The organism is Kitasatospora sp. NPDC059571, assembly GCF_042735675.1.
In the GTDB taxonomy this organism is placed as follows: Bacteria; Actinomycetota; Actinomycetes; order Streptomycetales; family Streptomycetaceae; genus Kitasatospora.
Genome location: NZ_JBHWBW010000003.1, coordinates 1 through 23298 on the forward strand (window position 1 = coordinate 1; position 23298 = coordinate 23298).

General features: G+C 72.6%; 23 protein-coding genes. 5 read left to right on the forward strand and 18 right to left on the reverse strand.

Features of this window, described 5'->3' with window-relative positions:
- The coding region (locus ACFV0G_RS01125) for a histone protein (RefSeq protein ID WP_380539523.1) at positions 1–885 on the reverse strand (885 nt) is incomplete at its 3' end.
- A 732-nt stretch (positions 886–1617) separates the two neighbouring features.
- On the opposite strand from ACFV0G_RS01125, the gene ACFV0G_RS01130 reads away from it, so the two are divergent.
- Positions 1618–2079, forward strand: coding sequence for a gas vesicle structural protein GvpA (locus ACFV0G_RS01130; protein WP_380539526.1), 462 nt, complete (start codon positions 1618–1620; stop codon positions 2077–2079).
- A gap of 66 nt (positions 2080–2145) precedes the next feature.
- Here ACFV0G_RS01130 and ACFV0G_RS01135 read toward each other — a convergent pair whose 3' ends face one another.
- From ACFV0G_RS01135 to ACFV0G_RS01160, 6 genes are all read right to left on the reverse strand, one after another.
- Positions 2146–2268, reverse strand: a complete 123-nt coding sequence (locus tag ACFV0G_RS01135) for a hypothetical protein (protein WP_380539529.1) — start codon at positions 2266–2268, stop codon at positions 2146–2148.
- A 35-nt stretch (positions 2269–2303) separates the two neighbouring features.
- Positions 2304–3491: an ABC transporter ATP-binding protein gene (locus ACFV0G_RS01140; RefSeq protein WP_380539532.1), complete on the reverse strand. Its 1188-nt coding sequence runs from the start codon at positions 3489–3491 to the stop codon at positions 2304–2306.
- A gap of 34 nt (positions 3492–3525) precedes the next feature.
- Entirely contained in the window at positions 3526–4356 is an 831-nt protein-coding gene (locus ACFV0G_RS01145; RefSeq protein WP_380539706.1) for a carbohydrate ABC transporter permease, read from the reverse strand.
- The gene (locus ACFV0G_RS01150) at positions 4356–5300 is read right to left on the reverse strand and encodes a carbohydrate ABC transporter permease (protein WP_380539535.1); all 945 of its coding nucleotides are present in this window, start codon (positions 5298–5300) and stop codon (positions 4356–4358) included. Before ACFV0G_RS01150 ends, ACFV0G_RS01145 begins: the two co-directional genes overlap by 1 nt.
- Positions 5297–6520 carry an ABC transporter substrate-binding protein gene (locus tag ACFV0G_RS01155; RefSeq protein ID WP_380539709.1) on the reverse strand — a complete coding sequence of 408 codons (1224 nt, stop codon included), beginning with the start codon at positions 6518–6520 and terminating at the stop codon, positions 5297–5299. The genes ACFV0G_RS01150 and ACFV0G_RS01155 overlap by 4 nt, the downstream gene beginning before the upstream one ends.
- 518 nt (positions 6521–7038) lie before the next feature.
- On the reverse strand, positions 7039–7239 hold the full coding sequence (locus ACFV0G_RS01160) for a hypothetical protein (protein WP_380539538.1): 201 nt from the start codon (positions 7237–7239) through the stop codon (positions 7039–7041).
- Between the two features lie 325 nt (positions 7240–7564).
- Between ACFV0G_RS01160 and ACFV0G_RS01165 the strand changes: the two genes are divergently transcribed.
- Complete coding sequence (locus ACFV0G_RS01165; RefSeq protein ID WP_380539541.1) at positions 7565–7822, forward strand: hypothetical protein; 258 nt, start codon at positions 7565–7567, stop codon at positions 7820–7822.
- 993 nt (positions 7823–8815) lie between these two features.
- Here the strand turns inward: ACFV0G_RS01165 and ACFV0G_RS01170 are convergent.
- The 6 genes from ACFV0G_RS01170 to ACFV0G_RS01195 all read right to left on the reverse strand — a co-directional run bounded on the left by ACFV0G_RS01170 (position 8816) and on the right by ACFV0G_RS01195 (position 14561).
- Positions 8816–9535 carry a leucine-rich repeat domain-containing protein gene (locus ACFV0G_RS01170; RefSeq protein WP_380539544.1) on the reverse strand — a complete coding sequence of 240 codons (720 nt, stop codon included), beginning with the start codon at positions 9533–9535 and terminating at the stop codon, positions 8816–8818.
- A 96-nt stretch (positions 9536–9631) separates the two neighbouring features.
- A complete protein-coding gene (locus ACFV0G_RS01175; protein WP_380539547.1) occupies positions 9632–11473 on the reverse strand; it encodes a hypothetical protein in 1842 nt (613 codons plus the stop codon).
- Between the two features lie 293 nt (positions 11474–11766).
- Complete coding sequence (locus ACFV0G_RS01180; RefSeq protein ID WP_380539550.1) at positions 11767–12192, reverse strand: SRPBCC family protein; 426 nt, start codon at positions 12190–12192, stop codon at positions 11767–11769.
- 152 nt (positions 12193–12344) lie between these two features.
- Complete coding sequence (locus tag ACFV0G_RS01185; RefSeq protein WP_380539553.1) at positions 12345–12845, reverse strand: VOC family protein; 501 nt, start codon at positions 12843–12845, stop codon at positions 12345–12347.
- 138 nt (positions 12846–12983) lie between these two features.
- Complete coding sequence (locus ACFV0G_RS01190; protein WP_380539556.1) at positions 12984–13490, reverse strand: hypothetical protein; 507 nt, start codon at positions 13488–13490, stop codon at positions 12984–12986.
- 18 nt (positions 13491–13508) lie between these two features.
- Complete coding sequence (locus ACFV0G_RS01195) at positions 13509–14561, reverse strand: hypothetical protein (RefSeq protein ID WP_380539559.1); 1053 nt, start codon at positions 14559–14561, stop codon at positions 13509–13511.
- Positions 14562–14982: 421 nt separating this feature from the next.
- Between ACFV0G_RS01195 and ACFV0G_RS01200 the strand changes: the two genes are divergently transcribed.
- Complete coding sequence (locus ACFV0G_RS01200; protein WP_380539562.1) at positions 14983–17676, forward strand: right-handed parallel beta-helix repeat-containing protein; 2694 nt, start codon at positions 14983–14985, stop codon at positions 17674–17676.
- Between the two features lie 305 nt (positions 17677–17981).
- Here the strand turns inward: ACFV0G_RS01200 and ACFV0G_RS01205 are convergent, their stop codons facing one another.
- The 5 genes from ACFV0G_RS01205 to ACFV0G_RS01225 form a co-directional block, all read right to left on the reverse strand.
- Positions 17982–19604: an FAD-binding oxidoreductase gene (locus tag ACFV0G_RS01205; protein WP_380539565.1), complete on the reverse strand. Its 1623-nt coding sequence runs from the start codon at positions 19602–19604 to the stop codon at positions 17982–17984.
- 192 nt (positions 19605–19796) lie between these two features.
- The gene (locus ACFV0G_RS01210; protein WP_380539568.1) at positions 19797–20141 is read right to left on the reverse strand and encodes a hypothetical protein; all 345 of its coding nucleotides are present in this window, start codon (positions 20139–20141) and stop codon (positions 19797–19799) included.
- Positions 20142–20368: 227 nt separating this feature from the next.
- Positions 20369–20578 (reverse strand): hypothetical protein, encoded by a 210-nt coding sequence (locus tag ACFV0G_RS01215; RefSeq protein WP_380539571.1) that lies wholly within the window; start codon positions 20576–20578, stop codon positions 20369–20371.
- A gap of 45 nt (positions 20579–20623) precedes the next feature.
- Entirely contained in the window at positions 20624–20839 is a 216-nt protein-coding gene (locus ACFV0G_RS01220) for a hypothetical protein (protein ID WP_380539574.1), read from the reverse strand.
- A gap of 108 nt (positions 20840–20947) precedes the next feature.
- The gene (locus ACFV0G_RS01225) at positions 20948–21619 is read right to left on the reverse strand and encodes a TetR/AcrR family transcriptional regulator (protein ID WP_380539577.1); all 672 of its coding nucleotides are present in this window, start codon (positions 21617–21619) and stop codon (positions 20948–20950) included.
- Between the two features lie 114 nt (positions 21620–21733).
- On the opposite strand from ACFV0G_RS01225, the gene ACFV0G_RS01230 reads away from it, so the two are divergent.
- A complete protein-coding gene (locus tag ACFV0G_RS01230; RefSeq protein ID WP_380539580.1) occupies positions 21734–22588 on the forward strand; it encodes a patatin-like phospholipase family protein in 855 nt (284 codons plus the stop codon).
- A gap of 202 nt (positions 22589–22790) precedes the next feature.
- Positions 22791–23204, forward strand: coding sequence for a hypothetical protein (locus ACFV0G_RS01235; RefSeq protein WP_380539583.1), 414 nt, complete (start codon positions 22791–22793; stop codon positions 23202–23204).
- The last annotated feature ends 94 nt before the right edge of the window (positions 23205–23298 follow it).

Here is a 23298-nt window from a genome sequence, read left to right on the forward strand (position 1 = left end):
GGCCTTCGCCGATCCGGTACGGCTCGCCGAGCGTTTGGCGGGCGGAGCACTCTTCGCCGGCGCCTTCTTCGCAGCCGGGGCCGACTTCTTCGCCGGAGCCTTCTTGGCAGCCGCCTTCTTCGCCGGTGCTGCGCGACCCGCTGAACGTTTGGCGGGGGAGGCACTCTTCGCCGGTGCCTTCTTGGCCGGCGGGGCCGACTTCCCGGCCGGGGCCTTCTTCACGGGCTTGCGGTCGGTAGAGGGCTCGGGCTCACCCCTGGAGGCCGACCGCGAGGCCCGCCCGGCACGATCGCCGCTCGATGCTGCACGGCGCCGCGCGGCACGCTTCCGCGGCGGCTCCGGCTCTTCCTCGTCCTCCGGCTCCTCGTCCTCGGGCTCCTCGTCCTCCGGCTCCTCGCTCTCGGGAGGCACCTCCTCCCACTGGTCCTCGCCCTCGGGCTCCTCTGGCTCCTCGTCCTCCTCCTCGTCCTCCTCCTCGGGCTCCTCGGGCTCCTCTGGCTCCTGGTCCTCGTCCTCTTCCTCGGGCTCGACTTCGTCCTCCGGCTCCTCCTCGTCCTCGTCCGTGGGCTTCGGCTTGCCGACGTTGAGGGTGCGCTCGCGCAGAGACGCGGCGAGCTCACCCACGCGCCGGTCGGCTGCGGCGACCAGAGCCTTCTTGGCCGCCTCCAGGAACTCCCCCTTGACCTGCTCGCTGAGCTCGGCGACCTGGGGGACCTCGCCCAGTTTCTTCAGGCCCTCGGTGGCGAGCTGCCGCGGGTCGAGGCCGACCCGGCGTCCGGCGATGTAGGTCGCCACCGCGAAGGCAAGCCGCCCCTTCTTCGCCCGCCCGAGTACGTATCCGCCGGCCACCGCGACACCCAGAGCGACCTTGGTGGTGGTGTTCATGAAGTCATCCCTTCGGCCCGTGTTCCCGGTCGGCCACCTGCCAAGGGGCACACATGGCGATGCGAGGGCCCGCGCCCGCGGCGGGAGCATGTGCTCCGGGCTCGCCGCCAACCTCCCGGAGTGCCGGGCACACGCGACGCGGCCGGCAGCCTCAGCCACCTCGGCACGCGGGGACGTCATGATGTCCCGTCACTCACCCGCGCCTGGTTCGCCGGGGTACAGCTCAGCGGCGGAAGGGCGCTCTCGGGCGCTGCGAGCCGTACCTCCAGTCTGGCCAGTCCGCCGGGTGAGCGCACGCGGGGCACGCGGGGTTCTGCGCGGCGGCGTCGCGGCGGTGTGCCCGTCGTCACGGTTGGCGCGGAACCGCCGCCACCGGCCGTCGCGCGCCACCGTACGTGCACGGCTGTACCGGCGTTTCGGGCCGGGAATGGCGGGAAGGCGCTGGATACCAGTGCGCGTGCGTGGAACCGGCAGGTCTCCGATTCCGGAGCAGGCAGATGTCCCTCGCAACGAGAACCGCCCCGGGGCTTGCGGGCCGCTGCCTGGCGCGCGCGAGCCTCGCGCAGCTCTCGGCGCCGTGTGTCCAGGCCCGCGCGGCGGGTCTCCGCACCTCGCGCCGTGCGCTACGCGGTCGAACAACTCGCCGGTCGACCGGCCGACGTGACACGCACCCGGCTGCGGCAGGGGCACACACCCGCCGGCGCACCGACGGTAGGCGGAAAGGAGGCACCCGTGACGGTGGTGCCGCAAGGCCAGGCCGGCGTCTCCCGCGGCGGGAGCACCGGCAGTCTCTACGACATTCTCGAACTGATCCTGGACCGCGGACTGGTGATCGACGTCTTCATCCGGGTCTCCCTGGTCGGGATCGAGATCCTGAAGATCGACATCCGGATCGTCGTCGCCAGCGTCGACACCTACCTGCGCTTCGCCGAGGCCTGCAACCGCCTCGACCTGGAAGCCGGGCGCAAGGCGCCGACCCAACTCACCGACATCATGGGGGGCGCAGCCGAGGGCAGTGCAAACGCCAAGAGCAGCAGCGGTTCGCACAGCAAGACCAAGGGCGCACTGTCCGGAGCGGTGGAGGCCGTGACCGACACACTCCACCTCGGGAGCGACGACGAGGAGGAGAAGAAGGAACCCGCGCCCAAGCGTGAGCGGCCGGCCCGCAGGCCGGCCCGGCGCCGGGAGGAATGACGTGTCCGCGGCTGGGGTGAACCCGTCCGGCGTGGAGAACTGGATCCCCACCCTGCCTGACAACCTCTACGTCTCGGTCACCAACTCGACGGCGTTCAGCCCGACCGGCACCATGCCGCTCTCCACCCGGGGGCCGAGCTCCTGATGAGCGTCGAGCATCGCGCCCCTGCTGACCTCGCTGCTGGTCATCGCGCGGTCAGCGTCCTGCACCGAACCGCGCCCGGTCACTCCTCGGCCCGCTCCGGATGGGTGAGGTTGGCGCCGGTCGCGGGGTCGAAGACGTGGATGCGCGAGGTGTCGATCCACAGGTCCATCGGGCTGCCTTCGGCCGCGCGGGTGGCGGGGTCGAGGCGCGCGACGATCCGGTGGCCCTGCATGCCGGTATCGGCGCGCCCGGAGTCGGCGGCGAGCTCGGCGAGCTCGGTGGTGCCCGCCGGGCCGCCCTCCTCCGTGAAGTGGACGTAGACGTCGGAGCCGACCGACTCCCGGACGTCCACGGTGGCGGTGCAGGCCTGGCCGGTGCGCCGCTCGTCGACCAGGGCGGCGTCCTCGAAGTCCTCGGGTCGGATACCGACGATGAGCTCCCGCGGGGCGTCCTGCCGCTCCAGCAGCCGGCGCAGGCGGTCGTCGACGGCGAGGTCGCCGAGCGAGGTCCGCAGGGCGTTCTGTTCGAGGGTGGCGCCGAGGAAGTTCATCCCCGGCGATCCGATGAATCCGGCGACGAAGAGGTTGACGGGGGCGTCGTAGAGGTACTGCGGCGTGCCGACCTGTTGGACGACTCCGCCCCGCATGACCACGACCCGGTCGCCGAGGGTCATCGCCTCGACCTGGTCGTGCGTCACGTAGACGGTGGTGGTGCCGAGTCTGCGCTGGAGGGCGGCGATCTGGGTGCGCATCTGGACCCGGAGTTTCGCATCGAGGTTGGAGAGCGGTTCGTCCATCAGGAAGGCTTTGGGGTCGCGCACGATGGCGCGGCCCATCGCGACGCGCTGGCGCTGGCCGCCGGAGAGGTTGGCAGGCTTGCGGTCGAGGTGCTGGGTGAGGTCGAGGATGCGGGCGGCCTCCTCCACCTTGGTCCTGATGACGGACTTGTCGGCCTTCGCCAGCCGCAGGGCGAAGCCCATGTTGTCGCGGACGTTCATGTGCGGGTAGAGCGCGTAGCTCTGGAAGACCATCGCGATGTCGCGGTCCTTGGGCGCCCGGTCGTTGACCACCTGGCCGTCGATGCGCAAGGTCCCCTCGGTGATGTCCTCCAGCCCCGCGATCATGTTGAGGGTGGTGGACTTGCCGCAGCCCGAGGGGCCGACCAGGATGACGAACTCCCCGTCGGCGATGGTGAGGTTGAAGTCTTTGACGGCGAGCGCGCCGTCCGGGTAGCGCTTGGTGATGCCGTCGAGGACGATCTCGGCCACGGTCTGCCTTCCTGTCCCGCCCGGGCGGGCGGGCTTATCCCTTGACTGCGCCGGCGGTGAGTCCGGCGACGATGCGGCGCTGGAACAGCAGCACGAAGATCACGATCGGCACGGTGATCACCACGGCCGCCGCGGCGATCGAACCGGTCGGCTGCTGGAACTGCGAACTGCCGGTGAAGAACGCGATGGCGGCGGGCACCGTACGGGCCGCGGAGGTGGAGGTGAGTGAGATCGCGAAGAGGAAGTCGTTCCAGCAGAAGATGAAGACGAGGATCGCCGTGGTGACGACGCCGGGCGCGGCCAGCGGCGCGATGACCAGGCGGAAGGCCTGTGCAGGTGTGGCGCCGTCCATCTTGGCGGCCTTCTCCAGGTCCCAGGGGATCTCCCGGAAGAACGCGGACAGGGTGTAGATCGCCAGCGGCAGCGAGAAGGTCATGTACGGGATGATCAGGCCCGCCCAGGTGTCGAAGATACCCAGCACGCGTTCGATGTTGAACAGCGGTGAGACCAGCGAGATGGGCGGGAACATCGCGATCAGCAGCGACATGCCGATCAGGATCCGCTTGCCGGGGAAGCGCAGGCGGGCCACCGCGTAGGCGGCCATGGTGCCCAGCACGACGGCGATCGTCGTGGCGATCACGGCGATGCCGATCGAGTTGACCAGGGCGCGGGTGAACTCGGAGGTCTGGAAGATGCCGCGGTAGTTGGCCCACGTCCACTTGCGCGGGATGAAGTCGCCGTCGGTGAGGGTGCTCGGATCCTTGAACGACAGGGCCGCGATCCACCAGACGGGGATCAGCGCGTAGAGGATCACGAGGAGATTGACGACGCCCCAGCCGGTGAGGGTCCTCCCGCGGTGGGACATCATCGCCGCTCCGGTTCGCCGCCCGGCGCCGCGGCGCCGAAGATCTTGATGAAGAGGAAGGCGATGGCCGCCACGCATAGGAAGATCAGTACCGAGATCGCCGACCCGATACCGAGGTTGAGGGCGGTGAAGAGGTTGTCGTAGCCGAGGATGGACACCGAGCCGGTGTCGTTGGAGCCCCCGGTCAGGACGTAGATGTTGTCGAAGATCCGGAACGCGTCCAGGGTGCGGAACAGCAACGCGACCAGGATGGCGGGCTTCATCAGCGGCAGGATGACCAGGCGCAGCCGCTGCCAGAAGCTCGCCCCGTCCACCATCGCGGCCCGCACGGTCTCGTCGGGGACGAGGGCGAGCCCGGCGAGCAGCAACAGGGCCATGAACGGAGTGGTCTTCCACACCTCGGCGAGGATGATCAGGCCGATGGCCTGCCACTGATCCGTCAGCGGTGCGCTCCCGGCCGGCAGCAGCGCGGCCAGGTAGCCGGTGTCCGGGGTCCACGCGTACTGCCACGAGTACGCGGCCACGACGGTGACGATGCCGTACGGAATGAGCACGGCGGTGCGGACGGTACCCCGCCCGAAGATCGCCCGGTGCATCACCAGGGCAAGTGCCATCCCCAGCACGAGTTCGACGGCGACGGACACGACGGTGATCAGGACCGTCACCCACAGGGCCTGCCACCAGAACGGGGACGTCAGGACGGCCCCGTAGTTGCCGAACCCGACCCAGTGGGCCTGGCCGGGGAAGCGGAGGTCGTAGCGCTGCAGCGAGAGGTAGATCGCGTAGGCGATCGGATAGGCGGTCACGGCGACCATCACGACCACCGCCGGCGCGCACAGCAGCAGACCGAGCCGCCGCTCCTGGCGGGCGCCCTCGGAAAGTTCACTGCGCCTGCCCGGGGCGGATGCCCCGGCGTCCGTGGATTCGGTGGCGGTCGGGCTCACGGAATCAATCCCTTCGAACCGAGTGCGTCCTCGATCTGGCCGCGGAGGGTGGCGACGCTGCTCTCGGGCTGGATCGCGGCGGGCGGCGAGAGGGTGTGCGAGATGGCGATCGACACGTTCTGGTAGGCCGGGGTGCGGGGCCGGACACTCGCCGTGTCGAGGGCGGCCAGCACGTCGGCGGCGAACGGGTAGTTCTTCGTCAGTTCGGCCGCCTGGTAGAGGCTGCGCAGCGACGGCGGGAGGCCTCCCTTGAGGGCGTTGGTGAGCTGGTTGTCGCGGTCACGCAGGCAGAGGGTGGCCGCGAAGGCGAGATCGGGATGCCGGGTGTAGGCCCCGACGGCGAGGTCGATACCGCCGATGGTCACCGTCGCGGGCCGGTCCGCGGTCACCCCGGGGTAGGGGGCCCACTTGAAGTGCTTGAACAGCTCCGGCTGGTTGGCCTTCATGGACGGGTAGACGAACGGGTAGTTCAGTTCGAACGCGGCGGTGCCGGACTCCATCGCAAGCCGGTTCTCGTCCTCCATCTGGTTGGACAGCGACGGATCCGCCGCCGCGGAGCGCGCGGTGTCCCGCATGATCCCGGCTGCGACGACGGCCGGCGGCCCGAGTGAGGGTGCCTGTGCGTCGGGGGTGAGGATCGAGCCGCCAGCGCTGGTCACCAGGGTGTTGAACCAGACCGTCAGACCCTCGTACTGGGCCCCCTGGATCTCGACGTAGTGCGGCTTCCCGGCCTTGGCAAGCGCGTTGGCCTGCGCCAGCATCTCGGCCCAGCTCTTCGGCGGCGTCTGCACCAGGTCGTCGCGGTACCAGAGCAGTTGCGTGTTCGAGTTGTAGGGGGCGCCGTACAACCTGTCCTTCCACGTGGCGGTCTGCACCGCCGCCTGGAGGGTGTCGGCGGTCGCCTGTTCCTTCATCGCCCCCGTCCACTCACGGATCCAGCCTGCCTCCGCGAACTCGGCCGGCCAGGTCACGTCCAGGCCCATGATGTCCACCCCGGCGTCGTGCGCGGCCAGGCGGCGCACCAGTTGCTGCCGCTGTCCGTCGGCGGCGCGGGGCAACTTGTTGTAGTGGATGACGTAGCGGCCGCCCGATGCCCGGCTGCAGGCGTCGGCGGCCTGCTGCAGTGCGCCCGAGTCGTCCGGGAAGTTGTACCAGTTCAGCGCGACGGGACCGCCCGATCCGCCACTGCTCCCGCACCCGGCCAGCGCCGAAAGGAACACCGGCAACGCAGCGACGGCAGCCGGCCATCGTGAGCGAAAGGTCCGGCTGCTGAGCATCGCACTCCTGCCCCTCGGGAGGTGGTCGGCCGCGCCACGCTACAGAAGCCCGGGCCCCGAAAACGTGGGACACGCGGCGACCTGGCCGAGCATCCGTCGGATGGCGCAGCTCGCTCCGGTGCTGCCGCAACGTGCGGGAGGGGAAGCACGCCGGGATGTGCCAGGGCAGGGCGTCGGTGTGCGGAGGGTCACTGCCGGGCTTGCAGGAGGTCATGGGCCCCGCCGCCGCGGCCCACGCTCGTCGCGGGTCCGGGTGCGCCCTGGTCCTCCTCGGTGACCTTCTCGCGGCCCGTGCGGGCCCGGCGCCACGTGCGTGACGGCGAACGTAGGCCTCTTGGCCCTCCGGGCGGTCTCACGGAAGGGGGGTGGCCACGCGCCGGGCAGCTTCCCCCTGGTCGGCGCGCTCGATCGATGCCGTCTCTGACCGCTGGAACGCTGCCCGGCGTCCCGGGCGGAGGTCCTCACGGCCTTGACCGCGTCGGCGGCCGGCTCGCGGACTTCGTCGCGGACGTCCTGCGCGGCTCGACGGCTTCCTGCTTGGCGGGCTCCAGTAGATCCGCGTGCTCGTGGAGCTTCGCACCGCTCTGCTCCTCGAACCGACTGATGGGCAGCAGGGCGGCTGCGAGCAGGCTGGCGCCGAAGGCCATGATGCCCGCGACCATCGGGCTGTCTTCGGTCTGCGGCGCAGTCGGGCCGGTGTCTGCTGGACGGCGGCGCCGATCTGTGCGGCCACACCCCTGACCACCGACCCTGCCTGCCGACATGACCACGTCGGTCCCGGGGCCAGCGGCAATAGGTGCCGACGATGCGGCGCTGCCGTGCTGGTCACGCCCGGGCGATCGACCACCGAGCCCGACACGCGCGACGGTCGAACACACATCGAACCGCACCACCGAAGCGCGGCTGGTCGGAGCGCGGCAGCGCCGCGGCGGCACACGCCGGACGACCGCGGGTGCGACGGAAAGCACGGCCGCGCATCGTGGAGGTATGCCGAACAACCACTTCCATGCCACGCAATTCAAGCCGAACGTCCGCCGCCTCACCATGGGCGCCGCCATGACCGTCGCCGGGGCTTTCCTGAGCGTCGCCGGGGCGGCCCTGGTCGCCACCGCCCTCGCCACCGCCGGACGCCGGATCGTCACCGCCTGGGAAACCCACCCTGTAGAGATGGCCTCCCGCACCGCCCACCAGGCCGCGTCCGCCTCCAGCGCTGCCCGCGATGCCTGGCGCTCCAGCCCTGTCTAAACCGGGACCGACAGACCAGGGACCGCTACAGGGCCGCATACAGGCTCGAAACCTGGTCCTGGTCCGCCTGTCCGGAATACGTCAGGACCGGACTTCGGCGGGTGTCGCACACTGTGACGACCTGCTCGGACCGGCCGGACAGCGGGTGTACCGGACCCAATCCCCGATCAGGCTGCGCCCGCCGATCCGGGTGACGCGACCGGCCACGTGTCCGCCCGAGACGCTCTCCTCGGCCGGACACAGTCTTCGATCAAGCTGACAGATGTCAGGTTCCGGCCCGGGGACAGGGGCCCCGAGCGTCGCCGGGTGCCCCGCAACGGTCATCCGGCGCGGGCGAATCCGAGGGCGCCCGCTGCCGGTGATCAACGCGTTGGCACCGGATGCCGGCCGGAGCACGGCCTCACTCCTCCGACCGGCCTGCGCCGGGTCCGGCCTCGGTACCTACGACAGCAACCGCACCGACACCCTTCACGCTGGCCCCGCCACGACGTAACCCCAAGCATCGAGAAGCGCTCAGCCGTCGACACGGAGCCCGTGGCGGTGGACCGGTCGGCATCGGAAACCTCGACAGGACGCGCTCGCTCCGGGCTGCTCGGTGGTGCCGCAACCTTGTCATCGTGGGTCATTCGGCGCGGTGGGGCCGGTGGGAGGCGACGCGCAGCGTGGCGCCGCAGCACGCGCCCTCGCCCGCGCGCTGGCCGGCCCGCCGGTGAAGTAGGGACCCTGCTCCCGGTCGACCCGGCGGCTTCGGGCGAAGCTTCGCAGGTACGCCCGCTCCGACTCGTTCAGTGGGGGTACGACCTCGATCCGGCCGGTGAACTCGGTGTGGTATCCCATGGTCTGTGGCTCCTGGGTGCTGGTGGTTGCACGACGAGCGGCGGTGTCCGGCCGATCGCCGTCCGCGCGCGGATCACTCTAGGAGCCGGTACCGACAGCGTGCGCAGGGTGCCGTCCGGGTGCCCCGGGCTCGGGGGTCGCGGGCGTGGGCGTGGTTCACAGGAGGACGACGCAGCCGCGTTCCTCCAGTTCGGTCAGCAGTCCCGCCGGTGGCTGGCAGTCGTTCCAGCGGAGGTCGAGCTTCTCCAGGGAGGGCAGGTCCACGACCCAGTCCGGCAGTCGGGTGCTGCGGTTGCTGCGCAGGTCGAGGTGGCGCAGCCGGGGAAGGCCGGCGAGGGTCTGCGGCAGGTCGGTGAGGGCGTTCTCGCGCAGTTCCAGCTGGCGCAGTTCGCCGAGGGCGCTCATCGAGGGCGGCAGATCGGTGAGTGGGTTGCCGCGCAGCCACAGTTCGCGCAGCCGGCCCAGCTTGCCGATGTCGGCGGGCAGGCGGGTGAGCCGGGTGTGCTGGGACCGGAGCTCGATCAGGTCCGTCATCCCGCCGATGCTCTCGGGCAGGGCGGTCAGCGGGTTCTCGCCGACGTTGAGGTAGCGCAGCCGGGTCAGGTTCCCGAGCGTGTCGGGGAGCGCGGTCAGCTTGTTGTCGTGCAGGTAGAGGCAGCCGCCGAGGCCGGTCAGGTCGCCCAGTGCCTCGGGGAGGGAGGTGAGCGCGTTGTGGCCGAGGTCCAGGGTGGTCAGGCGGTGCAGTCGTGCGATCTCGGGCGGGAGGTGGGTGAGGTCGTTGTCCGCGAGGATCAGGACCTGGAGGTCGGTCTGCTGCCAGAGCGACTCGGGCACGTGCCCGAGGTGTCGGCACCAGAGGTTGAGTGTGGACTGCACAGCCCTCGTCCCTTCCGTCTGCGGTTCGGACCACGATTCTCGCGCGGGGCCCGGGGGTGGTGCGGCAGCTCGGCCCGCGGTCGGTGCCCGCGGTGGTCAGGGCCGCGCGGTCGCCGGTTCCTGGATGCGTCCCTGCAGGGCCTTGGACAGCTCGGCCACGCAGGACGCGAGCTGGCCCGTCGTCAGCTGTCGGGGGTCGCCGCCGCACCCGGCGGCCGGTGCGGGCGCCTGGCCGGTGGGCGTGGTGGGCCCGGGCGCGGGTGTGGCGGGCGCCGTCGGCGCAGGTGTCGGGGCGGGTGTCGGGCCGCCGCCGGGGGCGGTGATGCTGCCGGTCAGCGACACCAGGTTCGGCGTCACCGTGGCATCGCCCGACAGGTCGATGTAGTCCTGGGTCTGTCCGTTGAAGTCCACGAAACCGCGCCACATGTCCCGGCCGAACGGGACGATCTCCTGCAGTGCACCACCCTGCCCGGCGCTGATGGTGATCGCAGTCTGCTGCGCCATGTAGGAGACCATCCGGCTGGCCAGCACGTCCAGGTTCACCGGCGGGCTGTCGTCACCGCGCACGTACACGTGCAGGTCGTTCAGGCCGCCGCCGACCCGGTCCGCCTGCAGGACGGCGAACGCCACGACCAGCTGCGAGGAGCTCTCCCGCGGGACGAGCGGCGTCACGTAGTACAGGTGGCCGTCGGCCTTGGAGCGCAGCAGGAACTCGCCCGGGTTGCCGGCGTTGGTGGCGGCCGACGTGTGGGCGTAGCCGAAGCCGCGGTCGTCCTTGGCGCCGCGTCCGCCTAGCCACTGGACCTCGTGGATCTGTGCGCGGACCACCGATGCCGGGTAGACGGCACCGGGCAGGTCGCCCGGGGCCACGTTCGGCCGGTAGGTCAGGTCGGGGCGGCCGTCCGGCGAGCCGCGCAGGACCAGGACGCCGACCGGTTCCAGGACGGTGCGCTGCTTCCAGCCGGTCTGCCGGGCCACCGAGATGACCACGACCGGCCGGGCGGTACGCGGGTCGTCGCCGTCGCAGTAACCCCAGATGTCCTGCTCGCTGTACTCGAGGCGGGGGAAGCGTTCGGCGAGGAGGTTGCGCAGGCTGGTGCCGCCCGTCCCGGCGAAGGCCCGGTCGAAGGCGTGATCACCCCGAAAGGCACAGGTGGCGACGGTGTTGGAGCGGCCGTCCCAGCGGGCGACACCCTCCATTGGCTGCTTGCCGGAGCCGTCCAGGACAGCCGTCCACACCCCGCCGCCCCGCCCGGCGTCGGGGAGGTAGTGCAGGCTGTGACCCATCAGGTGGACCCCGGAGGTCAGGCCGGCGCTGTCGGTGAGCGCCTTGGTCGCGGCCGCGTAGGAGGCGGTGCGCGCCTCGAAGTCGAAGTCCGGCATCGGCGCGGTCTTCACGCAGGCCGGCACGTCCGCGGTGCCGACCAGGTCACAGCGGGTCCCGTCGCCGGGGCGGGCGTGCCCGGTCACCGGCAGCACCGAGCGCGGCACGGCCGCGCCGCCGGACGGGACGTCGAGGACGGTCGCGGCCGCGTAGAAGCGGCCCGCATCCTTGTCGTCGTCCCACATCCCGGTGCCGGCCCGCACCAGCGAACCTGCCACTGCCAGCAGCACCGCCGCCAGCGCCAGGCGCACCCGCCATCCGCGAAAGGCCGCCCCGGACTCCTGCGCGGCGTAGGCCAGGGCCCACTCCGTGCCGGCCAGCCCGACCGCGACCCACAGCCAGAACAGCGGGGCCGCGTCGAGAACCCCGCCGTGCGGGAACAACTCCTGCTCGATCAGCAGCACATAGCTCTGGTCCTGCTGCCCGAACCCGCCGAACACGGCGTGCTTGACCACCCACACCAGCACGGCGAGCAGCGGCATCCACAACCACCACACGGCCAGTGCCACCGCTGCGCGCCGCACCGCACCCCGCCGGGCATCACGCTTCGTCACACGTCCCCCCGCCTGCTCCCCGTCGCCCGCCCCCGCTGCACGGGCCCCCGGACCCCGTCCTTCCCCACCCGGCCGCCCGGCAAGCCCCGCCACCGGCCACCGGCCTGCATGCCTGCACGGCTGCATGCCTACAGGGCTGCGTAGGCGCATGCCTACCGGGCTGCATGGGTGCATGGGTGCATGGGTGCATGGGTGCATGGCTACAGAGCTGCCTGGCTGCAGGCATGCATGCCCATACGGCTGCGGGCCGCCGGTCGGCGGTCAGCGGTCGTGGTGGCGGGGGCCGATGGGGCTCAGGCCGCCGGGGATGCGCGCTCGACGTTTGCCCTGAAGTCCTGCAGGCAGCGGTGCACCTGGTGGGCGACGAACCCCAGCCGGTCGCCGATCAGGTCGATCACGCCGTGCGGGGTGTGGTCGAGCTGGAGCATGATCCTCGTCCGGCCCGGGCCCGCGTCGTGGAAGGTGACCACGCCGGACTGCTCGGCCCCGTCCACCGAGCGCCAGGCGATCCGCTCCCCGGGGACCCGCTCGGTGATCTCCGCGTCGAACTCGCGCCGGACCCCGTCCACCCGGGCCACCCAGTGGACGGTTCCGGCCGGGCCCGGCGCCACCTCCTCGACCCCGCTCATGAACCGCGGGAACGCCGACGTGCGGCACCACTGCTCGTAGGCCGCGGCCACCGGGACCGCCACCTCCACCGACTCCTCGATCCTGGACATCGCCTCTCCCCTTCCGCCGGCCCGCGCGCACCGGCCCTCCCCACCCGCCTGCCCTCCCCGGGCCCGCCCATGCAGGCCCGCGGACGGCCCGGGCACGGGCCGTACGGCGCACAGCGCGGCGCGGCATCGTGCGGCCCGGGGGCGGGCCGCGGCTACGGGGCGGAGGCGCTCTCTCCGCCCTCCGCGTGGGCGTCCTCCAGCACCTGGATGTCGATCTTCCTCATCCGGAGCATCGCCCGCATCACCCGCTGGGCCCTGACCGGGTCCGGGTCGCCGAGGAGTTCGATCAGCCGCCGGGGGGTGATCTGCCAGGACAGCCCGTAGCGGTCCTTCAGCCAGCCGCAGTCGCTCTCCTGCCCGCCCTCGGTGAGGGCGGCCCACAGCCGGTCGACCTCCGCCTGGTCGTCGCAGCCGACCTGGAGCGAGATCGCCTCGCTGAACGGGAACAGCGGGCCACCGTTGAGCGCGACGTACTGCTGCCCGGCGAGTTCGAACGCCACCGTCATCACCGAGCCCGCCGCGCCGGGGCCGGCCTCCCCGTAGCGCTGGATCTCGGTGATCCGGGAGTCGGGGAAGAGCGAGGTGTAGAACCGCGCAGCCTCCTCGGCCTGGTCGTCGAACCACAGGAAGGTGGTGATCTTCTGCTCCGGCACGGCGTTCCTCCCACTCCTCGGGTCTCCCGACGACGGTAGGCCGCCCGGCGGGCGGGCGCACCGCGGCCACCCGGTACTACTCCGTGCGAGGGGGCGGGGGCGGCGCGGGGCTCCCGGGCGCGGGACCGGACGCCCCGGTCAGAGGGCCGAGTGCGCCCGTTCCTCGTGCACGGTGGTCCAGCCCGGGAAGCGGTGCTCCAGGACGGCGCGGGCCTTGTCCAGGCTGCCGTCGATCCCGACGTCGATCCTCCCGCTCCCGGTGATGCGGGTGGAGGAGACGGTGAAGCCGTCCCCGGTGGTGCGGCTCACCCAGTACTGGGCCACGAGTTCGTGGGGGGTGTGGGTGCCGCCGTCGCCGGCGGTGTAGGCGAGGGGGACGGTCTGCCCGGGGAAGCGGGAGTCGAGGACGGCGCGGGCCTTGGCGACGTCGCCGCAGACGGTCACGTCGAAGAGGCCGGGTCTGCGCTGCCCGACGCCGCAGACCGTGAAGCCCTCGCCCGTGACGGACATGATCTGCCCCTCGGTGTCGCCGGGCGCCGGGGACGGCGGGGCGAGCGGGGGAAGGTCCCCGTGAACGGCGCCGCAGCCCGCGAGGGCTGCCGCGAGCAGGACGATGGCGGCAGCACGGCGTACGGTCCCGGTCACGGGGCTCCCCCTTGGACGTCAGGTGTTGAGGGTGAATCCGAGCGTGTTCACGATGGCGGACATACCGATGCAGGCGACGCCGGAGTAGCAGGCCGTCTGACCGGCGGTGCCCACGCCCCAGGTCGGGCAGACCACCCACTCGCCGTCGCCGCCGCTGATCAGGCCGCGCGCCTGCATCTCGCTGCCCCAGGTGCCGTCGGTGCTGGTGACGACCGGGCCACCGCTGTCGCCCTGGGCGACGGCGATGGTGGAGCTGTCGGTGCGGAACGCCTCGACGACGTTGTGGCGCACGATGCCGCCGATGGAGATGTCGACGCCGGCGTACTTCACCTTCAGGTTGCAGTGGATGCCCGACATGGCGCCGGACGTGCAGACGTAGTCGCCGTCGTGGTTGAGGCCCCAGCTCGCGACGTGCTTGTGGTAACCGTTCGGGTCGTTCCACGCCCCGTCGTAGAACTGGGTGCCGGCCGAGCCGTTGAGGTTCACGAACGTCGTGTCGTAGTCGAGGCTGTCGTCACCGGCCATCCTTCCACCGCGTCGGTGGCGGTGCCGAAGGTGCCGGAGGTCCCGCAGTGGGAGGCGGTCAGGACGACGGCGTTCCCGGCGTGCGAGCCGGCGAAGCCCGATGTGCAGAACGCATTGGTGGGGGTGAGGAGTTGGGCCCCGGCCCAGAACGGGGAGGAGTCGTCGCCCCGCCAGTAGGCCCCGTCGCGTTCCGGGGGCGGCGGCGGCCTGGACCGGGACACCGGTCAGGCTCTGCACCCGGGTGGCGAACCGGGCGGGCGACGCGGTGGTGATCCGCTGCTGCGGGACCGCGTGCGTCGCGCCCTGCGGGGACCGCGTCCGGACCTGCTGCGAGGAGGGCGAGTTGTAGGTGACGACGAGGCCGCTCCCGTCCGACATGACGGCTATGGAGTTCCATGCGGCGGCGGGCTCGGCGGCCGCGTCCTTGCCCCGGGTGCGCCTCTGCAGGGTGTCGCGGGCCGCCTCCAGCTCGTGCGCCGAGTGTGCCGCCACGGTCACGGTCAACCGCAGCCCCTTGGCCGAGGACCGGCCCTGCACGTCCTTCACCTGCTGCGGGACCTGCCCCTTCCAATACCGGGGCGGTGGCGCGGGCCGCGGTGGCGCGTTCACGCATTCCCCGATGCAGTCCCGTTCCGCGATTCATCCCGGCCACTGCCCGGCTGTGGCGGATTGTTCTTGGCGGAGCGCCGCGTTCCGCCGCCGCAGGGCACGCCGCGGGTGCCGCGGGTGCCCGGTCCTGGACCGGGAGGACCCTCGCGGAGGGCCGGCAGGACCGTGCGTCGACCAGCGGCGGGGTCGCGGTCGGACGCAGGCGGGCCCCGGGGCCGGATTTCGCTGTTCGTAGGCGCAGCTGGCCGCTAGCCTGGGCAGACCTTTAACATGATCTTCTTTTCAGCGGACTGGAGTGTCGGTGTCTCACCGCCGTCTCGTGGCAACGGCTGCGGTCATCGCAGCCGGCGTCACTCTCATGTCGAGTCCGGCCCGGGCGGCCGACTCCCCCCGCGCCCTCGACGGTTCGGCCCCCGCGGGCGGTGCGGCGCCGGTCGGTGCGGACAACCCGGGCCTCAGGACGTTCCACAGCCCCGCGTCCGCGGCCCTCCCCGTGCAGCGGGCGGCGCTGCCGGGCAGTGGGGCGCTCAAGCCCCGGAGCACCGCCGCGGGCCGGACCCTGTACGTGGACACCTACTGCTTCTCCACGGGGGACGGCAGCCAGGCGCACCCGTACTGCAGCCTGCAGACGGCGGTGGACGCGGCGGCGGCCGGTGACACCATCCTGATCGGCGGCGCTCCCGGGTCCATCGAGATGGACCCGGTCACCGTACGGACCTCCGGCATCTCGCTGGTCGGCGTCGGGACATCGGCCTGGCTGTACCCGTACGACATGAACGCGGGCAAGCCGGCGCTGGTCCTCGACGGCGTCTCGAACGTCACCGTCAGCAACCTGATGGTGCAGACGAGCCAGGGCGGCACCGCCCTCCAGATCAAGAACTCGTCCGCGATCACCGTGGACTCCAGCTACGTCGCCACCGCGGACGGGGGCGCCGCCCTCGCCATCGACGGCTCCTCGCACGACGTCACGGTCAGCCGCACCTACCTGCACACCGGCACCTGGTCGGCACAGTCCTCCGCCATCACGGTCGCCGCGGGCGCGAGGTCGGTCACCCTGGCCGGCAACATCATCGCCGCCGCCGGCATCCGGGCCACCGGCGTGACCGGACTGGACGTCACCAACAACACGATCCAGCGCGGCTGCACCCCGGCGCTCGCGCTCGACGGTGCCTCGACCGGCGTCTTCGTGGAGAACAACCTCTTCGAGGACGCCAACGCGGTCACCGATGCCCGCATGGGCGGCTACAGGGCGGGGTGCCCCTCGGGCGACACGGGCTGGGCGCCGGACGTGACGGTCTCCGCCGAGACGGCCCCCGGCACCACGGCGGACTACAACGCCTTCTTCATCGACGGCGAGAACGCGACCGCGCCGTACGGCTGGGCGGGCACCGTGCACGGCACGCTCGCCGACTTCCGGGCCGCGGTCCCGGGCCAGGGCACCCACGACCTGGTCGACCCGGCGAAGGCGAACGAGTCCGAGATCCGCACGCTCTCGATCGCCAAGGTCGACTACCTGCTGCAGCAGGGCTCGGCCTCCATCGGCTCGGCGAACCCGGCCGCGCCCGGCCGCCCGGAGTCGGACTTCTTCGGCCGCACCCCGTTCGACAGCCGCGGCGCCGCCCAGCCCGACAACCCGGGCCTGGCCGTCGCGCTGACCGCCGTCCAGACCACCGGCCACGCCGTCGACCTGACCTCCGACGTCGCCTCCGCCGGGACCGGCGCCCGGCTGCGCGTCGACTGGGGCGACGGGCGCAGCGAGTGGGCCGACACGGTGACCGACGGGAAGCTGACGAAGAGCCACACCTACGCCAGGGCCGGCTCCTACACCGTCGCGGTCACCCTGTGGGACGCCAGGAACAACGCCGTCGTCAACACGATGAAGGTGGTGACGGCCGGCTCCGAGTTCACCGCCTACGGCCCGACCCGGGTGCTCGACACCCGTTCCGGGATCGGCGCGCCGCAGCAGAAGGTCGCCCCGTTCGGGACCGTCCGTCTCAAGGTCGGCGGCAACGGCGGCATCCCGCAGAACGCCACCGCCGTGGTCCTCAACCTCACGGCCACCTCCCCGACCGCCGCGGGCTTCGTCACCGCCTACCCGCACGGCGGGGCGCGCCCGACCACGTCGAACGTCAACTACGCGGCCGGCCGGACCGTGCCGAACCTCGCCGTGGTGCCGGTCGGCGCCGACGGCTACGTAGACCTCTACAGCGGCTCCGCCGGCACGGTCGACCTGATCGCCGACGTCACCGGCTACTTCACCCAGACCGCCGCCGGCGGCTACACCTCCCTGTCGCCGGGCCGGCTGGTCGACACCCGCTCGGGCACCGGCACCACGCGCGGCAAGCTCCCCGGCGGCACGTCGTTCGAGGTCGAGGTCGCCGACACCGACACCGCCGGCCAGCACATCCCCGCCGGCGTGTCAGCGGTGGCGCTGAACGTCACCGCGACCGGCGGCACCGGCAACGGCTTCCTCACCGCCTACCCGAGCGGGCAGAGCACCCCGGTGGCGTCCAACCTGAACTACACCGCGGGCCAGACGATCGCCAACGCCGTCGTCGTGCCCGTCGGACCGGACGGCAAGATCCGCATCCACAACGGCAGTTACGGCTCCACCGACGTGATCGTCGACGTGGTCGGCTACTACAGCACCAGCAGCACCGGCGCCTACGTCCCGGTGCCGCCCGAGCGCCTCCTCGACACCCGCACCCGGCCCGACCGCCCGCTCGACCCGGGCGGCTACCGCTACCTGCCGCTCTCCCCCGGCAACCACGGCATCACCGCCTACACGCTCAACGCCACCGTCACCAACACGACCGGCGTCGGCTTCCTCACCGTCGCACCCGATCCCAACCCGATCGACGCCTACCGGGCCGGCCGGCCCTCCCGGCCGGACAAGCCGTTCGTCTCGACCCTGAACTGGAACAAGGGCCAGACCGTCCCCAACCTCGTCCAGGCCAGCGCCGGCATCAACGGCATCGTCGACTTCTGGAACACCGGCACCGGCACACTCGACCTCGTCGTCGACATCTCCGGCTACTACGACCGTCTCTGACGACACAGCGGACCCGAGCACAGCACCACCACCCGGGGCTCCGGGGGGCGACCACCGCCTCCCGGGGCCTCTCCGCCTACCGGACAGGAAATCTTCCGGCGAGACCGTCTGAAGTCCTGTTACACGCCGGGGGACGCACCGAAGAATTTCCCGCCCCGCGGATCCGGCCGAGGCCCTCGCGGTGCTCCTGGGCCACCTGCGGCAGAGTGCCGAGCCGGCGGCGACGCGTGCCTCATCCCTGCCGGGGCGGCGGCCAAGACCGGGAACGGACTGACGGTCCCGGCCGCGCCGAGGGCCCGAGCGGATCAGCCCCCGAGCGGTACGGCCTGCGGGAACCGGAACACGCCGGTCGGGTCGTAGGCGCGTTTGACACTCCGCAGCCGGTCGGCGTTCGCGCCGTAGTACGCCTGCTCCCAGCCGTCCAGCCGGGGGTCGACGTAGTTCTGGTAGGCCTGCCCGCTCGCGTAGGGGCGCATGGCCGTCCAGACGCCGTCCAGCCAGCTCCAGGAGCGATCCGCGTCAGTGCCCCCGGTCACCCCGACCGGGAAGTTGGCGGTGTACTGCGCGGTGAAGAGACCGTCGCGGTGGACGAAGGCCGTGTCCGCCGCGCCGACCCGGTTGATCGCGCCGCCCAGGGCGTCGAAGGCCACCCCGGCGTTGCCGCCCTGCGGTCCGGTCCGCGGGTAGCGGTCGATCGCGGCGACCAGGGCCCGGGCGCCGGCGTCGTCGAGCGGCCGGGTGAAGATGTCGGACTTCGCCGCGTACGACTCCCGGGGCACCCGGCCGGCCGGGTTCTGGCCGGGCAGGCTGCCGGCCAGATGCGCGGCGGCCTGCGAATAGCCCGAGACCCCGCCCATCGCCTGCATGGTCGCCAGGTAGGACGCCTCGTGCAGCCTCGGCGGGGCGGGGGCGACGGTCAACCGGTCGATCAGGTTCGCCAGTTCGCCCTTCGGGCCGAGGTGGACGACGGTACTGCCCAGCTCGGTCCGCCCGTCCGCCCACACCAGCAGGTGCAGGTCGGCCCAGAGCGCGTCCGGTGCCGCGGGCGCCCAGGCCTGCCAGGCCCCGATGACGGCGGCCGCCTTCGCCCACGGCCAGCTCAGGAACGCGTACGAGCAGTCCGCGGCCGGATGTGTGCGGAAGGAGAACGAGGTGACGATCCCGAAGTTGCCCCCGCCCCCGCCGCGCAGCGCCCAGAAGAGGTCGGGCTCCGACGAGGCGTCGACCGTCCTGATCCGGCCGTCCGCCGTCACCACCTCCGCCCCGGTGAGACTGTCGCAGGTCAGCCCGTAGGCCCGACCCGTGACACCGATGCCGCCCCCGAGCGTGAGACCCGCGACCCCGACCGTCGGGCAGCTCCCGGCGGGTACCGTGACACCGGCCGCGGCCAGCCCGGTGTACACGTCGATCAGCCGCGCCCCCGCGCCGACACGGGCCCCGGCCGCACTCCCGGAGACACCGGCCAGCCGGCTCACGTCGATCACCAGACCGCTCCCGGAGGACCATCCGGCGTAACTGTGCCCGCCGCTGCGCGCGGCCACCGGCAGCCCGTACCGCCGGGCGAAGGCCAGACAGGCGGCCACGTCCGCGGCATTCCCCGGATAGGCCACGCCCTGGGGGCGGAGGGAGTCGTACTGCGGCTGGAAGAGCCGGCCGGCCGCGGAGTACCGCGCGTCCCCCGGGCGGATCAACTGCCCGTCCAGGTCCTGCGCGAGTCCGGCCCAGTCGGCGGCGTTGGGCGATGCGGGAGCCGCGGACGGCGGCACGCTCGTGGAGCGCGAGGGCGTGGCCCGGCCGGAGGCCGAGCCCTGAGGTGACGGCTGCGGGCCGGCCCCACCGCCCGAACAGCCGGCCAGCCCCGCGGCACTCGCGGCGCCCAGGGCCGCGGCCCCCAGGACGGCCCTGCGGGAAACGGTCCGATCGTCCATGTGCCGGCTCGCTCTCTCAACCCTGCGCTCTCGCCGCCGGGCCCCATCCGAACCCGACGGGCCACCACCGGCACGGAACCACCGGTACGCGATCGCCAACAAAGCCTAGACGCCACCACCGTCGTGCCCGCAACGGCCCCGGCACCAGGGATCCGGCACCGGACCGGCCGACAGCGCCACGCGGAGAGCCGTTCAGACGCCGGGAGCCGCGGCGGTGGCCCGCAGCAGCGCCACCTCCGCCTCCAGTTCGGCCACCCGGGCCTCCAGGCGCGTCACGTCCCGGAGCGCTTCACGGCGCCCCTCCTTGTGGCTCTTGGCCACCCCGCTCAGGGTGTCCACCCGGTCGGCGAAGGCATCGCGTTCCTCGGCGATCGGCTGCACGACCTGGACCGCGACCACCTCGGCGATCCAGCCGACCCACGCGCCGATGTGCCGCTCCCCCTCGACGCCCTCGAGCACAGCACCCTGCAGCCCCGCGGACATCGCCGGACCGATGGCGTCGGCAATGCGCTCCCGCGCTCCGAGCGGCTCCGGCACCCCTGCTCCTGACACTGGACGTGAACAACGCCGGACAACACCACCCGGCAGGACTGCAACAGATCCTCCCACGCGCCACCGCACCCCCACTCACCCCACCACCTCGTCGGCACACCAGGCACCACCGCGTGGACGCACCACCGCGTGGACATACCACCGCGCCGGCACGTCGGCAGATCACCCCCGCAGCCACTGCCCGTTCCGTGAAGGCGACGGACCGCAGAGTCTCAGTGCCAGCCGGTGATGTTCTGGCCCCCGGGAGCTGGATCCCCGTGGGACAGGAAGCCGATCAGGCCGCAGATCACCACGATCACCGCGAGCAGGACCAGCCAGAAGGTGTCCTCGGGTCCGGGCCGGTACGGGCGCGGTGGGCGCGCGGGTCGGCCACCCTCCCCCTCGCCGCCACGACCCGGGGCCTCGTTCTTCTCTTCCGGCACCGTGCTCCCCCTTCGTCGGTCCGCAGCCCCTGGCGTGCGGGAACGTCACTTGTAGGGCGGCATGTTGTTGACCGGGCTTCCGGGGCTCCAGTCCATGCGGGACACGAGGACGGTCAGGAGGAGCACGACCACGATCAGGACGAGCACCCCCACCCAGAAACCGTCCGCGGGGCCGGAACGGTGCGGCTGCGGTGAGCCGTCCGGCCGGTCACCACCGTCACCGGCGCGGTCCTCGGCATCGCTGTCCCCATCCCGTGCCACGGCCCCTCCTTCGCCCAGAGCCATGGCACCGCCCCCGCATGCCGGGCGTCAAGACCGCCCGCGACGGCCGGCGGGCCTCCCCTGCGCGAGCCGCCCGGTCGCAGCCGATCAGCGGGCGGCGCGGTGCGGTCCGAGGCGCTGGAGGACGTCGTCGAGCTGCTCGGGGCGCAGTGCAGGGGCAGGCAGTGGGAGGTGGCCGGGCGTCGCGCGGAAGCCGTCGAGCAGGAGGGCCAGCGGGCGGCGCCAGGCGTCCGGGCCGGCGGCCTCGGTGAGGGCGGGGACGGTGCGGCCGAGGGCGGCGAGGGCGAGCAGGACGTCCTCGGGAGCAAGATCGGGCCGGATGCTGCCACGGTCGCGGCCGCGGGCCAGGAGCAGTTCGACGGTCCGCCGGTTGTGCTGGTGCACGGCCTGCAGGGCCCGGCTGTCCGGCAACTGCGTGGTCATCAGGTCATTGGTGCCGCGGTCGGCGGCGAGGCCGGCGAAGACGTGCTCCAGGTAGTGGGTGAGGGCCTCCCACGGGTCCTCGACGGAGCGGGCGTGCTCGCCGGCGGCCGCGGTGGCGGCCAGCAGGTCGCCGAAGACCGCGTCGACCAGCGCCGCGCGACTCGGGAAGTGGCGGTAGAGGGTGGCGTTGCCGATGCCCGCCCGGCGGGCGATCACGTCCAGCGGGGCGTCGAGGCCTTGTTCGGCGAAGACCTGACGGGCCGCGTCGACCAGGAGGTCCCGGTTGCGCCGGGCGTCGCGCCGCTTGGCCGGTGCCGTGTCGTGCGCGGCGTCCATGCTCACCTCCGGAAAGCGGGGAGCGTTCCCCGGTACAGCTGCTATCGTCCCACAAGGGAAACGGGGAGCCCTCCCCGTTTCCAGTGATCCCATGGCGAAAAGGGGGGAAGGGCCATGAACGACGCCGCACTGGTGCTGGGCGGCGGCGGACCCGTCGGCGGCGCCTGGATGGTCGGCGTGCTCGCCGGCCTCGTCGAGGCGGGAATCGACCCGGCCGCCGCCGACACGGTCATCGGCACCTCCGCCGGAGCGATCTACGGCACCCGGCTCGCCCTCGGCGAAGGCCCCCGAGAGCTGTACGAGCGCCAACTCGCGGACCTCGACCGGATAGAGATGGGCGTCACCCTCGCCCAGACCGCCCGTTTCCTGTGGGCGGCTCTGCCCACCCGCGACCCGGAACGCTCGATCCGGCGACTCGGGCGCGCCGCCCTCGGCGCCCGCCCCACCCCCGGACGCGGACTGCACGACATCGTGCGGGCGCTGCTGGGCGACCGCACCACGTGGCCCGATCGCCCCCTGCGGATCGCCGCCGTCGACGCCGCCACCGGGCAGATCGAGGTGTTCGACGCGAAATCCGGACTCGACCTCGTCGACGCGGTTGCCGCCAGCTGCGCCGTTCCGCTGCTCTGGCAGCCCGCCAACGCCCTCGGGCGGCAGTGGATCGACGGCGGCACCCGCTCCACGGGCAACCTTCAACTGGCCGCCGGCCACCGGCAGGTCCTCGCGGTCACACCGGTGCCCACCGCCGTGGGCCCGCACCCTGACGCCGCACGGCAGGCGGCCGAACTCCGTGCGGCCGGCATCCGGACCACCCTGGTCGTCCCGGACCGCGAAGCCCGCCGTGCGATGGGCCGCGACCTCACCGCCAACGCCCGCCGTCCGGCCGCCGCCCGCGCCGGCCACCGTCAGGGCACCGCCGTCGCGGCGGCCCTCGCCCGCACCTGGCCCACTCCGCCCGACCGGACCTGACAGCCCGCCCGCCCGAAGGGATGCCGTGCACCACCACAGGCGGGCCCGTACAGCCGACGGCCGCCGCCCCGGGTGCATCCCCCGCCCCGGCGGCCCTGACGGCCGGCCGGGTGATCACCCGCATCCGCCCCGGACCGTCCTCGTTCAACCCCCGAGCCCACCAACACCCGGCGGGCGCACCACTGGGGACGAGGAGAGCCGGATGCACCCGGTCATCACGAGGGCCGCGGCGCTCGCGGCCGCGGCCGCCACCCACCGGCTGGCGGCCGCCGGACCGGCCGGCGCCGCAGGCCGGCGCAGCAGCGACTCCTGCACGCACAACTGGTCCGGGCCCCAGGTCTGCATCGCGATCGACGGCCACGACGACTTCGCGCGCCGGTTGACGGTGACGTGGACCAACCCGGGGAAGGTGGACCGGTCGACGGCGATCCTCCACGAGGGCGACGGGCAGGCCGAGGTCCACCGGCGGATGACCGGTACGGCCCGGGGCGGGGAGATCACCGCCGAGTGGAGCGACATCGAGGTCGCGTGGGGCAGGCTGTGCGGCTCCTTCACGGACACCCCTGGCGTGTGGGCCTGCGTCGACATCCACGGAGGCGGCCTCTACTCCGGCTGACCTTCCGGCCACTGCGTCCGGGGGCCCCCCCCCCCGGGGGGGGGGGGGGCGCCGGGGCGCGCGGGGGGGGGCACCCGCCCCCCCCTACACCCGA

Bases quoted from the DNA above. Each gene is read 5' to 3' on its own strand.
- ACFV0G_RS01135 (WP_380539529.1), bottom strand. From the start codon at position 2,268: ATGACCAGCAGCGAGGTCAGCAGGGGCGCGATGCTCGACGCTCATCAG.
- ACFV0G_RS01145 (WP_380539706.1), bottom strand. From the start codon at position 4,356: ATGTCCCACCGCGGGAGGACCCTCACCGGCTGGGGCGTCGTCAATCTC.
- ACFV0G_RS01160 (WP_380539538.1), bottom strand. From the start codon at position 7,239: ATGGTCGCGGGCATCATGGCCTTCGGCGCCAGCCTGCTCGCAGCCGCC.
- ACFV0G_RS01165 (WP_380539541.1), top strand. From the start codon at position 7,565: ATGCCGAACAACCACTTCCATGCCACGCAATTCAAGCCGAACGTCCGC.
- ACFV0G_RS01180 (WP_380539550.1), bottom strand. From the start codon at position 12,192: ATGTCCAGGATCGAGGAGTCGGTGGAGGTGGCGGTCCCGGTGGCCGCG.
- ACFV0G_RS01200 (WP_380539562.1), top strand. From the start codon at position 14,983: ATGTCGAGTCCGGCCCGGGCGGCCGACTCCCCCCGCGCCCTCGACGGT.
- ACFV0G_RS01205 (WP_380539565.1), bottom strand. From the start codon at position 19,604: ATGGACGATCGGACCGTTTCCCGCAGGGCCGTCCTGGGGGCCGCGGCC.
- ACFV0G_RS01225 (WP_380539577.1), bottom strand. From the start codon at position 21,619: ATGGACGCCGCGCACGACACGGCACCGGCCAAGCGGCGCGACGCCCGG.
- ACFV0G_RS01230 (WP_380539580.1), top strand. From the start codon at position 21,734: ATGAACGACGCCGCACTGGTGCTGGGCGGCGGCGGACCCGTCGGCGGC.
- ACFV0G_RS01235 (WP_380539583.1), top strand. From the start codon at position 22,791: ATGCACCCGGTCATCACGAGGGCCGCGGCGCTCGCGGCCGCGGCCGCC.